At 42.2% G+C, this 14,192-nt stretch carries 11 protein-coding genes and 1 pseudogene; 11 read left to right on the top strand and 1 reads right to left on the bottom strand.

The annotated features are described in order from the left end of the window. From ACGF7G_RS20625 to emrB, 8 genes are all read left to right on the top strand, one after another. The coding region (locus tag ACGF7G_RS20625) for an ABC transporter permease subunit (RefSeq protein WP_387468026.1) at positions 1 to 380 on the top strand (380 nt) is incomplete at its 5' end. A 70-nt stretch (positions 381 to 450) separates the two neighbouring features. Further along, a complete protein-coding gene (gene proX, locus ACGF7G_RS20630) occupies positions 451 to 1,449 on the top strand; it encodes a glycine betaine/L-proline ABC transporter substrate-binding protein ProX (RefSeq protein WP_387468027.1) in 999 nt (332 codons plus the stop codon). Between the two features lie 243 nt (positions 1,450 to 1,692). Beyond that, positions 1,693 to 2,883: an MFS transporter gene (locus tag ACGF7G_RS20635; RefSeq protein WP_387468029.1), complete on the top strand. Its 1,191-nt coding sequence runs from the start codon at positions 1,693 to 1,695 to the stop codon at positions 2,881 to 2,883. 125 nt (positions 2,884 to 3,008) lie between these two features. After that, complete coding sequence (locus ACGF7G_RS20640) at positions 3,009 to 3,767, top strand: AzlC family ABC transporter permease (protein WP_133816160.1); 759 nt, start codon at positions 3,009 to 3,011, stop codon at positions 3,765 to 3,767. Then, the gene (gene ygaH / locus ACGF7G_RS20645; protein ID WP_387468037.1) at positions 3,767 to 4,102 is read left to right on the top strand and encodes an L-valine transporter subunit YgaH; all 336 of its coding nucleotides are present in this window, start codon (positions 3,767 to 3,769) and stop codon (positions 4,100 to 4,102) included. The genes ACGF7G_RS20640 and ygaH overlap by 1 nt, the downstream gene beginning before the upstream one ends. A gap of 129 nt (positions 4,103 to 4,231) precedes the next feature. After that, the gene (gene mprA, locus ACGF7G_RS20650; protein WP_133816158.1) at positions 4,232 to 4,759 is read left to right on the top strand and encodes a transcriptional repressor MprA; all 528 of its coding nucleotides are present in this window, start codon (positions 4,232 to 4,234) and stop codon (positions 4,757 to 4,759) included. Positions 4,760 to 4,992: 233 nt separating this feature from the next. After that, on the top strand, positions 4,993 to 6,171 hold the full coding sequence (gene emrA / locus ACGF7G_RS20655; RefSeq protein ID WP_387468030.1) for a multidrug efflux MFS transporter periplasmic adaptor subunit EmrA: 1,179 nt from the start codon (positions 4,993 to 4,995) through the stop codon (positions 6,169 to 6,171). 24 nt (positions 6,172 to 6,195) lie between these two features. Continuing rightward, positions 6,196 to 7,737, top strand: a complete 1,542-nt coding sequence (gene emrB / locus ACGF7G_RS20660; protein WP_387468032.1) for a multidrug efflux MFS transporter permease subunit EmrB — start codon at positions 6,196 to 6,198, stop codon at positions 7,735 to 7,737. Between the two features lie 45 nt (positions 7,738 to 7,782). On the opposite strand, the gene ACGF7G_RS20665 is transcribed toward emrB, so the two are convergent. Further along, complete coding sequence (locus ACGF7G_RS20665; RefSeq protein WP_387468034.1) at positions 7,783 to 8,799, bottom strand: tRNA/rRNA methyltransferase; 1,017 nt, start codon at positions 8,797 to 8,799, stop codon at positions 7,783 to 7,785. A gap of 104 nt (positions 8,800 to 8,903) precedes the next feature. Here ACGF7G_RS20665 and ACGF7G_RS20670 point away from each other — a divergent pair. The 3 genes and pseudogenes from ACGF7G_RS20670 to pssA all read left to right on the top strand — a co-directional run. After that, a pseudogene (locus ACGF7G_RS20670) lies at positions 8,904 to 9,131 on the top strand (DTW domain-containing protein); the annotation flags it as partial. 65 nt (positions 9,132 to 9,196) lie between these two features. Then, complete coding sequence (locus tag ACGF7G_RS20675; protein ID WP_387468035.1) at positions 9,197 to 11,839, top strand: bifunctional acetate--CoA ligase family protein/GNAT family N-acetyltransferase; 2,643 nt, start codon at positions 9,197 to 9,199, stop codon at positions 11,837 to 11,839. 163 nt (positions 11,840 to 12,002) lie between these two features. Further along, the gene (pssA, locus tag ACGF7G_RS20680) at positions 12,003 to 13,358 is read left to right on the top strand and encodes a CDP-diacylglycerol--serine O-phosphatidyltransferase (protein WP_166295969.1); all 1,356 of its coding nucleotides are present in this window, start codon (positions 12,003 to 12,005) and stop codon (positions 13,356 to 13,358) included. The last annotated feature ends 834 nt before the right edge of the window (positions 13,359 to 14,192 follow it).

Raw genomic sequence — 14,192 nt, forward strand, 5'->3', positions numbered from 1 at the left:
AGCAGGTTCCGTCAGATCTGATAGAAGCCGCCGAATCTTTTGGTGCCAGTCCTCGCCAAATGCTGTTGAAAGTTCAGTTACCATTGGCTATGCCGACAATTATGGCGGGTATAAACCAAACTCTGATGCTGGCGCTGTCAATGGTTGTTATCGCCTCAATGATTGCCGTCGGTGGTTTAGGTCAAATGGTTCTGCGAGGCATTGGTCGTCTTGATATGGGGCTTGCCGCAGTAGGTGGTGTCGGGATCGTTATTCTCGCGATTCTCCTTGACCGCTTGACACAATCTCTTGGTCGCGACAGCCGCACCAAAGGCGTAAATCACTGGTATACCTCCGGGCCAATTGGGTTAGTGATCCATTTATTCAGCAAAAAAGCATAGCCTTGCAAAGGCATATATCAAACCACAAGTTTTTAATAAAAATATGATGACGACTACAGGAGAAAAAACTGTGCGCAAAATAGTTATCTGGGCTATAACCCTGTCATCACTGATAAGCTCTCAGTCATTCGCTGTCGAATTACCTGGTAAAAATATCAGTGTACAACCAATACAAAGCACGATTACCGAAGAAACATTCCAGACTCTGATTGTCAATAAGGCACTGGAAACACTGGGCTATGATGTTAAACCAATCAAAGAAGTAGACTACAACGTCGCCTACTCCTCTATCGCTTCCGGTGATGCGACCTTTATGGCCGTAAGCTGGGAGCCACTGCACAACACCCAATATCGGGCAGCAGGTGGAGATACCAAATTTTACCGTGTTGGGAATTACGTAGAAAATGCCGCTCAAGGTTATTTGATCGACAAAAAAACGGCAGAAAAATACAACATTACCAACATTGCACAACTGAAAGATCCGAAAATAGCCAAATTGTTTGATACCAACGGTAATGGCAAAGCCGATCTTACCGGCTGCAACCCTGGATGGGGCTGTGAAGCCGCAATTAACTATCACCTTAAAGCTTATGGCTTGAATAATAATGTTGAACATAATCAGGGGAATTATGCGGCCATGATGGCCGATACCATTACCCGCTATAAAGAAGGTAAACCTGTTTTATATTACACATGGACACCTTACTGGATAAGTGATGTGCTGAAACCGGGTAAAGATGTCGTCTGGCTGCAAGTTCCTTTCTCGGCTATGCCTAACGGTGAAAAAATAGACACAAAGCTGCCAAATGGTGCTAATTATGGTTTCCCACCAAGCATTATGCATATTGCCGCCAATAAAAAATGGGCAGAAGACAACCCTGCCGCAGCCAAGCTATTTTCTATTATGAAAATACCGCTTGCTGATATTAACGCCCAAAACCTGCGTATGCATAATGGTGAGGCATCACAAACAGATATTGAACGCCATGCCAACAGTTGGATCAAAGCCCACCAAAAATTATTTGATAGCTGGATTGAAACCGCTATCAAGACCGCAAAAACCAATTAACATACTGAGTAATAAAGTGAATTGACATAAGCCAATTCACTATTTTCCACTTACACCGCCCTTATACTAAATAAATCAACTCATTCCATGTTTGTCGGTTTCTTTCTACCACCATCCCGGTTTTATCATTGAAACTGGTAATAAAAACTCATTACAATGCAAAAAATCTAACGCGTGACTACAAGCTCTTAGCGAGCTATCTACTCCCTCTAACTTGCTGTTTAAGCATAAGAAAATACATCTATGGAAGAGAATATTTCCCATACACCATTAAGCCCGGCTTTGATTGCTCTGATGGCCATTGCCACAGGTTTGGTTGTTGCCAGTAACTACTATGCGCAACCGTTGCTTGATACTATCGCGTTACAATTTAACCTAACTGCCAGCGAAGCGGGTTTTATTGTGACTTCAGCTCAATTGAGCTATGCCGTTGGCCTGATATTCCTTGTACCATTAGGTGATATGTTTGAACGACGCAGCCTGATTGTCTCAATGACAATATTAGCCGCTATTGGATTGCTGATTACCGCTATGTCGCAAAACATTTGGCAAATGTTGCTGGGAACGGCACTGACAGGCTTATTTTCAGTCGTTGCCCAGGTGTTGGTCCCTCTGGCGGCAACACTTGCCCTTCCCCATCAGAGAGGAAAAGCCGTTGGTGTAATTATGAGCGGCTTGCTACTTGGAATATTACTGGCAAGAACCATCTCCGGAGCAATGACCACGCTAGGTGGGTGGCGAACGATTTTTTGGGTTGCCAGCATCTTACTGGTCATTCTCTCCCTGACGTTATGGCGCTGCCTGCCTCGTTATAAACAAGTGACCACTCTCAATTACTTCCAATTACTTGGCTCTATTGTAAAACTCGTCGCCACAACTCCCCTTCTAAGAGTACGCGCTATACTGGGAGCACTGACATTTGCCAATTTCAGCCTTCTATGGACATCAATGGCATTCCTGCTCTCAGCACCTCCTTTTAACTACTCCGAAGGGATAATCGGTTTATTTGGGTTAGTCGGTGCCGCAGGAGCACTGATGGCAACTAAAACCGGGCAACTGGTTGATACAGGAAAAGGTTCTCTGACCACCAGCATTGCTCTAGTGTTACTACTTCTTTCATGGATACCGATTGGCTTCGCCAAAGAATCATTAATCGGCTTTCTGATCGGTATTCTACTCCTTGATACTGCGATTCAGGGTGTTCACGTTACGAATCAAAGTACGATCTATCGCATCATGCCAGAGGCCAGAAACCGACTCACCTCTGCTTACATGACCAGCTATTTTATCGGTGGCGCTCTTGGCTCTCTGGTTTCAGGTTATGCTTATAAATATTCAGGTTGGTATGGCGTTGCTGCCGCTGGAATGACCATCTGTATCATCAGCCTGATCGTGTGGTTTTTAGGCAAAAAGCATGATCCAAAAACGTTGTAAGAAACAAGTTATGGTAAAAGATTGTCTAAATAAAAACATTTACGAAACATTTATTAAGGATAATATTTTCTATTTGGTTTCCTTTTGTTAATGTTACATAACATTTATATAACCAGATATATCGTATGCCTGTTTCTAACACATTAACGCCTTTACCCAGTAAAAAATCCTCCTTTACTGAGGGAATAGTAGACAGTTTACCCATCGTTATCGGGTACATTCCCGTCGCTTTTGCTTTTGGTCTTAGCGCGGTCAAACTTGGCTTCACCCCAATAGAAGCCATTTTCTTTTCATGCATCATCTACGCCGGTGCAAGCCAATTCGTTATCACGGCCTTACTGAGCGCAGGCATGTCCTTATGGGTTTCTGCCCTGACAATACTGGCAATGGATGTTCGCCATATCCTTTATGGTCCATCTTTAAAACATCGTATCAAAGATAAACTAACGGAGAGAAAAACCCTTATCTGGGCTTTTGGTCTAACAGATGAAGTTTTTGCCGCAGCCACCGCAAAACTGATTAAGAACCAACGTAGTTGGAGTGAAAACTGGATGGTTGCTATTGCGAGCTGTTCCTGGCTTGCCTGGGTTGTTGGTACAGCAGCCGGCGCATTTCTTGGCAACGGTTATCTGGAATCCTACCCTGCAATAGAAGCTGCCATGATTTTCATGTTACCGGCACTATTTTTAAGTTTTCTGCTTGCATCTTGCAGAAAACAAAACAGTTATTGTGTTGCAGCCTCGCTGACTGGGGCACTACTGGGAATTACGCTTTTCTCAATCCCTGTTGCCATTCTGGCAGGTATTGTCGGTGGTTGTATCGCAGCATTGTTACAACCACGAAACAGTTGCAATGACACTAATGAACAAAAGGAAACACAATGATTGACAGTAAAATTTTGCTCATCGGACTATTTGTTGGGTTAGCTAACTTTTTGTTCCGCTATCTTCCACTGCGTTTTGGTAAAGCGCATCAATCTGGCGGCAGACAAGGCGGAAAAACAGGCATTATTCTTGACAGCATTGGCATTGCATCTATCTGCGCTTTACTCATCGTATCAGGTGTACCTGATGTAATGAGAGACAGTAAAAAGCTATTTCCTACCCTGGTGGGCTTTTTAACTATCTGTTTAATTTTTTACAAAACAAAGAAAATTATACTCGCAACACTATTCGGAGCACTGCTTTTTGGACTAACATTCAAAATATTTATGAATTAGGTATCAATATCAAAAGAAATATGATGATAATAAATAACTACAATTGCTAAATTTATCTTTTAATATACCATTTGGATGTTTGATAACAAAAGTTATCTTACCAGTTGAAACTAATAAGGTATCTAAATAATGGAAAGTTCGTTTACGCCTACCGAAGAATTACTGAATATTCGTGCAGCACAGCAAGCCAAATTAAATAAAGATATCCCTTATCAAGAGATCCTGTTGACTAGGTTATCAATGCACGTCCAAAGCAAATTGCTTGAAAACCGTAATAATATGTTGAAAGCTCAAGGAATCAATGAAACTTTGTTCATGGCCCTGATGATCCTTGATACTAAAGAAAGCCACAGCATCCAACCATCAGAATTAAGTGCCGCATTAGGTTCTTCTCGTACTAACGCCACTCGTATTGCTGATGAATTAGAAAAGCAGGAGTGGATTGAAAGAAAGGAAAGTCATAACGATCGTCGCTGTCTTCACCTTCACCTGACAGATCAAGGTACAAAATTTTTAAATAGTTTACTTCCACCTCAACATGATTGCCTGAGAAAACTTTGGTCATGCCTTGACCAGGAGGAACAAAAACAGTTAGAGACGTTAATGAGAAAATTACTGGTCAGACTTGATACAATGGGCGACTGTATCAAAAAATAACTTATTGTTTGATCGAACAATTTTCATCCAAACAACAATTTTCTGGTTAAATTGTTCGAGAAAAATTTCCTTGTTAGCCAAGATGATCTTTTCTGCCAAAAGCTAACTATTATTCTTCGATAACATTGGATTCTGTGTAATTCATCTTTCCAGTAGTGATGACATACCACTACTGGAAAGTGAGCTGAAAGATGATAGTGACCAAAAGATAGATAACAAGCATGGAGATTACTATGAGCACGAATGAGGAAATTGAAGTACCAGCACCACAAAATCCAACCGATAACAAAAAAAGACAACGCAGTCGTGCCTTAGTATTACTAACTCTGGTATTTACTCTGCTTGGTGTTACCTACTTTTTTTATTGGTTTCTCATTTTACGCCATCATCAAGAAACCGATAATGCCTACGTTACAGGCAATCAAGTTCAGATTATGTCGCAAGTTACCGGCAGCGTAATTACAGTTAACTTCGATAATACTGACTTTGTGAAAAGCGGCAGTGTATTAGTACAACTCGATCCCCGTGATGCAGAGTTAGCATTGGAAAAAGCAAAAACAGCACTGGCTAACAGTGTTCGTCAGACTCATCAGCAGATAATTAACAGTAAACAATATCGGGCTAATATCGCTCTGCGCCGCTCTGAATTGACCAAAGTTCAAAATGATCTCAGCCGTCGTGAAATACTTAGCGCTCAAAAAGTGATTGGTAAAGAGGAGCTGCAACATGCACAGGAAGCCGTTGCCAGTGCCCGAGCCGCTCTGGATATTGCTATCGAGCAATATAACGCTAATCAGGCAGTTATTCGTAATACACCACTAGAGAAACAACCTGCCGTTGAACAAGCAGCAGCGGAAGTCCGTAATGCCTGGCTAGCGCTACAACGCACTAAAATAGTCAGCCCAATTGACGGCTATGTCTCACGCCGCAGTGTACAAGTTGGCGCACAAGTCAATAAAAATACACCACTAATGGCGATAGTTTCAGCAAACGATATGTGGATAGAAGCTAACTTCAAGGAAACTCAAATTGCCGGTATGCGTATCGGTCAACCCGTCGAAATCACCAGCGATTTCTACGGTGGAAGCAAAATATTTAGTGGCAAAATCACTGGCCTTGATATGGGTACAGGCAGCGCCTTCTCTTTATTGCCTGCTCAGAATGCCAGTGGCAATTGGATTAAAGTTGTTCAACGCTTACCTGTCCGCATTACACTGGATCCTGGACAATTAGAAAAATACCCGTTACGCATCGGCCTCTCGACTAAAGTAAGAGTAGATACCACCCGTTCTGATGGCCCTGTTCTGTCTGACAGAACACGCACCAAATCGGCTTATCACACCTCTGCGCTGACAATAGATATGTCCCCTGCAAATAAAATAGCCAACGACATAATTAATAATAACGCTTAAAAACAATACAGACAGAAGGCAACAGTGATGAGACAGCCGCTCACAGGGGCCAAACTTGCATGGATGACCATTGCACTATCCTTGGCAACTTTCATGCAAGTTTTGGATTCCACAATTGCTAACGTAGCGATACCCACTATCTCAGGTAATCTGGGGTCATCAAATTCTCAGGGACTTTGGGTCATTACCTCTTTCGGTGTTGCAAATGCGATTTCCATCCCGATTACCGGATGGCTGGCAAAGCGCATCGGTGAAGTTAAGCTATTCATCTGGTCAACAGCCCTGTTCGCTATAGCTTCCTGGCTATGCGGGATTTCCAACAGTCTTGGAATGCTAATCTTCTTCCGGGTTATTCAGGGATTAGTTGCTGGTCCTCTTATTCCTCTTTCGCAAAGTCTGCTACTGAACAATTATCCCCCCGCCAAAGGAAATATGGCGCTGGCGTTATGGTCACTCACTATTATTGTCGCACCGATTTTTGGCCCTATTCTGGGTGGTTATATCAGTGATAACTATCATTGGGGATGGATTTTCTTTATCAACGTTCCTGTTGGTATAGCGATTATTCTGATTGCTATGCAAACACTGAAAGGACGTGACACCCAAACAGAGATCAAGCCTATCGATACAATAGGACTCGTGTTACTGGTCATCGGAGTGGGTTGTTTGCAAATTATGCTGGATCAGGGTAAAGAACTGGACTGGTTTAATTCTACAGAAATTATCGTATTAGCTGTTATAGCCGTAATAGCATTGATATGTCTGACAATATGGGAATTAACCGATGACAACCCAATTATTGATTTGTCGCTGTTCAAAGAACGCAATTTTACTATTGGTTGCCTCTGCCTGAGTTTGGCTTATCTACTCTACTTCGGCACAATTGTTTTGTTACCTCAGTTATTACAGGAAGTGTTTAGCTATACAGCAACCTGGGCAGGGCTTGCATTAGCGCCGGTAGGATTGTTGCCATTGATAATATCACCACTGATTGGTAAGTTCGGCAATAGAGTAGATATGCGCTACATAGTGACATTCAGCTTTGTTATATACGCTGTCTGTTATTACTGGCGTGCATATACATTCGAACCAAGAATGGATTTTGCCGCTTCCGCGTGGCCTCAGTTTATTCAAGGGCTTGCTATCGCCTGTTTCTTTATGCCGCTAACAACCATTACCCTTTCTGGCTTACGGCCAGAACGCATGGCATCTGCATCCAGTCTGTCCAACTTTGTCCGAACATTGGCAGGTTCAATAGGAACGTCACTAACAGCGACCATGTGGACTCAACGCGAATCAATGCATCACGCTCATTTTACTGAATACATCAATCCTTATAATCCCGAAACTCAACAGATTTATCAGCAATTATCGGCATTGGGAATGAATAACCAACAAATTTCTGCTTATCTGGCAAAAGAAATTACCCATCAGGGACTCATAATTTCAGCAAATGAAATATTCTGGCTCTCCGCCGGGGTATTCCTGATTCTGATTATGCTCGTCTGGTTAGCGAAACCCCCATTCACACAAGGAAGTAAAAAGAGTGTTAGCGGAGCTCACTGAATCTTAAATAGCAAAACGGGAGCACGACAGCTCCCGCTTTTACTATCAAGCTCTATTCTGTCGCCACCATTCAGCTAACATAACGCCTGTTGCAACAGAAACATTCAGGCTTTCAACCAAACCAGTGCCCCCGACAAACAAACTCATATCGCCATGTTCCCAAGCACTGTCACTCAAGCCATCATGCTCCTGACCAAGTACCAGAACCATTTTTTCAGGTAATTCAACTTTAGCTAAATTGGTGCTGCCTTTATGGCTGGATGTTGTCACAATGGTGTAACCCGCTTCACGAAATTTATTCAGTGTGGTGGTAAAACCATCAGCATCAATACCTTTAATATGTTCAGCGCCACCCTCTGCTGTACGAATAGCCGCACCAGATTCTAACAAAGCCACATCCTGCAAAATCACACCCTGCACACCGAAATGTGCACAGCTTCGCATAATAGCACCAAGGTTATGTGGATTACCCACATCTTCAAGAGCCAGAACACAGTCTTTTACCGGAGCACTTTTCAAGTAGGTCTCCGCATCAAAACCACTGCGTTTTTTAATTAGAAAACAAACACCGCCATGATGTTCAGTGCCTGACACTTTCGCCAGTTCAGCTTCATCCACAACATGATAAGCTTTGCGGTTGGCAGCCATCCATTTTAGAGCACTACGGAAGCGTGGTGTCACTGACTCAACAAACCAGGCACGAACTATCGCCTCTGAACGGTTTTTAAACATCGCCTGACAAGCATTTTCACCATAAATCCGGGTTTCTTCCATGCGCTGACGACGAAGCTGTTCTGGATCAATCTGGCTTTTCCCACTGATACCGCCATGTTCTGGCGTTAAAGAATCACTCTCAGGGCGAGAAACTGTTTTCCAGGGCGATCTTTCACGCTCAGTAACACGCGGAGAACGGGATGATCGCTCATTGTCCCGACGTCGCTGACCTTGATCGCGCCCTTTACCCGACGGACGTTTGTTATTGCCGCGGCTGTCATTATTGTCCTCACTGCGGACATACATCACTTTGACTTTGCCATTTTTACCACTGTATGAATCGTTCATTCGTCCCTCCAACTACTTTATGGCGCGAAGATTACCTGATGTGTGCATGGTAAGCTACCTCTGACAACCACAATCCATTAAAATATGCCTTTAATTTTTTTCCTACCAGCCCTTACCTGAATGATATTTCATTGTTATCAGTCAACAGTACAGCAAAAACAGATTATTCACTGCGGGTGTCCGCTAGAGAAGAACAACATTGTACCGCAGAAGTGACTGCTACCATCCTGGAACAAGCTGGAGACTTAATGGCTTCTCAGCGACTGCTTACTCATTTTAGCTATTTTCATCAACAATATCTGGCAGGTAAACCTCATCACCCGATAGCGTAAATCACAGCAATTACCAACAAAATCCGTTACAGTGACCACATTAATCGCTAACAAGGAGCCTCCTGATGAGCCAGCGCGGACTTGAAGCTTTATTACGCCCAAAATCCATTGCAGTAATTGGTGCCTCAGAAAAACCAGAACGAGCGGGTTCAGTTATGATGCGCAACCTGCTTGCAGGAGGATTTGCCGGGCCAATACTGCCGATAACACCCAATAGCGATTCCGTTCAAGGGGTTTTAGCCTATCCTTCAATAGATAAATTACCGATCACACCAGACTTGGCTGTTATCTGTACTCATCATGGCCGCAATTTGCAATGTCTGGAACAACTGGGACAACTTGGTTGTAAAACAGTTATTATTCTTTCCTCACCAGAGCCCCAATTTACTGAGCTAAAGCAGTGTTGCCAGCGCTATAGTATCCGACTACTTGGACCAAACAGTTTGGGATTATTAGCCCCCTGGCAAGGATTAAACGCCAGCTTTTCTCCAGTTCCAATACTCAAAGGAAAACTAGCCTTTATTTCTCAATCTGCGGCGGTATCAAATACGATTCTTGACTGGGCTCAACACCGGGGAGTCGGATTTTCCTACTTTATCGCGTTGGGCGACAGTGTAGATATTGATATTGATCATCTGCTTGATTTCCTAGCTCGTGACAGTAAAACCAGTGCTATCCTGCTCTATCTGGAGCATATCCATGACGCCCGTCGTTTTCTTTCAGCGTCCAGAAGTGCTTCCCGCAATAAACCTATTTTGGTGGTTAAAAGCGGCCGCACCAAGCAGGCCCAGAAATTACTTGGTGAACAACAAAATCTGGATGCTGCTTATGACGCAGCAATTCAGCGTGCGGGATTATTGCGGGTGCAAGATACACATGAAATGTTTTCTGCGGTAGAAACATTAAGCCATATGTCACCTTTACGGGGAGAGCGACTATTTATTGTTAGTAATGGCGCGGCTCCAGCAGCAATGGCGCTAGATGAATTATTCCGTCGTAACGGTAAGTTAGCAACATTAGGTGAAGAAACAACGAGGGCATTGAAAACACAACTACCAGAAACTATCTCCCTCCACAATCCGCTGGATTTAAGAGATGACTCGACAGTGGAACGTTACATCACTGCACTAAAACCTTTGCTAGACAGCCATGACCATGATGCACTGCTACTTATTCATTCTCCTAGCGCAATGGCTCCCGGCATTCAGACCGCCACAAAAGTCATTGATACAATCCGTAAACACCCACGGGGAAAATGGCTGACTATCTTCACTAACTGGTGCGGAGAATATTCTTCACAAGAAGCCCGCCGCCTGTTCAGTGAAGCAGGTATTCCAACTTACCGAACCCCGGAAGGTGCCGTTACTGCTTTTATGCATATGGTGGAATATCGCCGCAATCAGAAACAATTAACAGAAACACCAACACTATCAGCAAACATCACAGCCAATACGGCCCGCGCCCATCAGTGCATACAACAAGCTCTGGAACAGGGGAATTCTCGTCTGGATACTCATGAAGTTCAACCTATTCTGGAAGCCTATGGTCTCAATACACTTCCAACATGGATTGCTCATAACAGTGATGAAGCGGTCAGTATCGCCCAACAGATCGGTTATCCTGTCGCCCTGAAATTACGTTCGCCAGATATCCCGCATAAATCAGAAGTTCAGGGGGTTATGCTCTATTTGCGCAACGCAGATGAAGTCAGAGCTTCTGCTCAAGCGATTATCGAACGTGTCAACCAGAATTTCCCACAAGCAAGAGTTCAGGGACTGTTAGTTCAGAGCATGGCAAACCGTGCCGGAGCACAAGAGTTGCGAATTGCCGTAGAACAAGACGAGGTATTTGGTCCACTGATTATGCTGGGAGAAGGTGGTGTTGAATGGTCACAGGAAACACAAGCAGCCGTAGCATTGCCACCGCTTAATATGGCATTAGCGCGATATCTGGTTATTCAAGCCATTAAAAGTAGAAAAATTAAACTCAGGGGCTCCCCTCAATCATTAGATGTGCTGGCACTTAGCCGACTTTTGGTTCAAGTCTCTAACCTGTTACTTGATTGCCCGCAAATTGTACGACTAGATATTCACCCATTACTGGCTTCCGGTGATGAATTCACACTACTTGATGTTTCAATGGAATTATCTTCGATAGCAGGTGATCCTCGGACCAGATTGGCTATCCGCCCATATCCAAGCGAATTGGAAGAAACCATAAAACTGAAAGGTGGTGCCGAATGCCTTCTACGTCCGATTCTGCCAGAAGATGAACCTCTGCTAAAAGATTTTATTGGTCAGGTCACCAAAGAAGATCTTTATTATCGCTACTTCAGTGAAATCAGCGAATTCACTCACGATGATTTAGCGAATATGACTCAGATTGATTACGACCGTGAAATGGCATTTGTTGCTGTGCGTCATCCTAAGACTACTCCGGAAATTATCGGTGTCACTCGTGCCATAGCTGACCCTGATAATGTAGAGGCAGAATTCGCTGTGCTGGTACGCTCTGATTTAAAAGGGATTACCCTTGGACATCAGCTGATGATCAAGCTGATTAATTATACACGGGAACATGGCATAAGCCGTCTCAACGCCATCACCATGCCAGAAAACCGCACTATGATAAAACTGGCTAAAAAACTTGGATTTACCATAGATGTTCAATTTGAGGACGGCATTGTAAACTTAGCCCTCGAACTTTAAATCAACTACGTGATGAATCGCACAGACTTGAATCATTAGGTAGCAGAGCGTTAAATCATGCTCCCAATTAACCGAACAAATGGTATTATCGCCAGATCATTTGCTTCATTGCTTTATATAGTCGTATTTCAGCCATCCAACATAAGAGAAAAAACGCACTGTGATGTTGTCTAAATTCAAACAAGCTAAACACCAACAACACCTTGCACAACTGCCTAAGCTACCTCAGTCAGTTGCTGATATTAAAACACTTTATCAACCTGAAGTGTTCCGCAGCATCCTGCTGGAAAAAATTGCTAATGCTGAAAAACATATTTATATCATCTCCCTCTATCTGGAAAACGATGACGCGGGGAGAGATATCCTTAATGCGCTCTATGCAGCTAAACAACAACGTCCGGATCTGGACATTAAAGTTCTTGTTGACTGGCATCGGGCACAACGTGGACGAATTGGTGATGTTGCAATGGCAACTAATGCCGATTGGTATTGTTCCATGGCAGAAACATATTCTGATGTAAAAATTCCAGTATTAGGTGTACCAGTAAATACCCGTGAAGCACTGGGAGTTTTACATTTAAAAGGTTTTATCTTTGACGATACGGTGATTTATAGCGGAGCGAGTATTAATGATGTTTATCTACACCAACATGATAAATATCGTTATGATCGCTACCACTTGCTTCATAATGCAAAACTTGCAGAAACAATGAAACACTTTGTTGATAATTACATTATCGCTACAGACGCTGTACAAAAACTGAATTGTAAGAATCGTCCCCGTAGCCCTGAAATTAAACCGTTGATCCGTCAATTTCGCTTTTCTCTGCGATACACGACTTATCAGATAAATAATCAGGCAACGAACGATGAATTATCTGTCACCCCACTTGCCGGTCTGGGGAAGAAAAACCTGCTAAATAAAACCATCAGTCATCTTATCGCCAGTACAGAACAAAAACTGGTTATTTGCACTCCGTATTTTAACCTTCCAGCTATCATTGTTCGACTGATTGTTCATCTGCTTCGTCAGGGTAAACAAGTGGAAATTATTGTTGGCGATAAAACTGCCAACGATTTTTATATTCCACCGGAAGAACCATTTAAAATTATCGGTGCATTGCCATACCTATATGAAATCAACCTGCGCCGTTTTATCAGCAGACTACAGCGTTATGTAGATAGCGATCAACTAACTGTACGGTTATGGAAAGATGGTGATAATAGCTACCATCTGAAAGGTGTGTGGGTAGATAATCAATGGCAATTGATTACAGGAAATAATCTTAATCCTCGTGCCTGGGGACTGGATTTAGAAAATGCAATTCTTATCCACGATCCTAATAAAGAAATGCAGGAACAACGGACAAAAGAACTAAACTGTATCCGTACTCATACTACGATTGTCAGTAATTATCAGGAACTGGACAGTATCCAGCTTTACCCAGTCAAAGTGCGTAAACTTATCCGTCGTTTACGCCGTATCCGAGTAGACAGGCTGATTAATCGTATTCTATAATTGAATCGATAAAGCTGATTATTTTCTCTAAATCCCCTGTTGCGAATAACTTCAGGGGATTTTTTAATTTAATCAATTCTAGTTCTGCTTAAAAATAAGCATTTCAAAGATATGAAATGCAGGATCTGCTTTTTGGAGTTAAAAAGTAAAGAAAACTAATCCAACGACTATCCGAACTACAATGTTTAAATATTCTATTTAAGAAATATTCTTTAACCGGTAAAATATCATCTCAATTATATGCTGCTTTAAAGTTTTATATACAGCATAACAAATATCACTATTCTTACCAGGTAAGAAAATATAGAGTTTTCTCTTTTAAATCTTATTTCTTAAATCAATACAAATGGAATTAAAATAATGAAACTTATTCTTAACACTGAAACATTTTTCAATGTCGATTTACAAGAGAATAAATAGATTTTCATGATTACACATCACTTTAAATTAAACTTTATATGCCAAAAAATATATTTCCTCCAACTAAGAAACTCTCACAACAAACAGAATAAGATATATTTACATGATTTATTTAAAAAAAATAAAAAAGTATTGATGTAATATTGCCTGAAAATGTTATTTACTCATACCTAAGGCCATAAAAATTGGTCAAACTTATAGTATTGCTAATTTTCTATAAGCCTAAAAACTGGTTTAAGTTATTTTTATATACTTGTTGCTATAACTGTAATGTATTTTGATTATTAACATACTGATGGGCTACCGGTTGCCAAAGCGGCATATCCATCAGATAAAAAACTGGGGTCAGTCAGTCAATAAAATCATCCCCTGAAACGCAAAAACCCCCAGCTTGCGCTGAGGGTTTCCACTTAA

Source organism: Photorhabdus sp. RM323S, from assembly GCF_042879375.1.
Taxonomy (GTDB): Bacteria; Pseudomonadota; Gammaproteobacteria; order Enterobacterales; family Enterobacteriaceae; genus Photorhabdus; species Photorhabdus tasmaniensis.

Bases quoted from the DNA above. Each gene is read 5' to 3' on its own strand.
- emrA (WP_387468030.1), top strand. From the start codon at position 4,993: ATGAGCACGAATGAGGAAATTGAAGTACCAGCACCACAAAATCCAACC.
- ACGF7G_RS20675 (WP_387468035.1), top strand. From the start codon at position 9,197: ATGAGCCAGCGCGGACTTGAAGCTTTATTACGCCCAAAATCCATTGCA.
- ACGF7G_RS20635 (WP_387468029.1), top strand. From the start codon at position 1,693: ATGGAAGAGAATATTTCCCATACACCATTAAGCCCGGCTTTGATTGCT.
- mprA (WP_133816158.1), top strand. From the start codon at position 4,232: ATGGAAAGTTCGTTTACGCCTACCGAAGAATTACTGAATATTCGTGCA.
- pssA (WP_166295969.1), top strand. From the start codon at position 12,003: ATGTTGTCTAAATTCAAACAAGCTAAACACCAACAACACCTTGCACAA.
- ACGF7G_RS20665 (WP_387468034.1), bottom strand. From the start codon at position 8,799: ATGAACGATTCATACAGTGGTAAAAATGGCAAAGTCAAAGTGATGTAT.
- ACGF7G_RS20640 (WP_133816160.1), top strand. From the start codon at position 3,009: ATGCCTGTTTCTAACACATTAACGCCTTTACCCAGTAAAAAATCCTCC.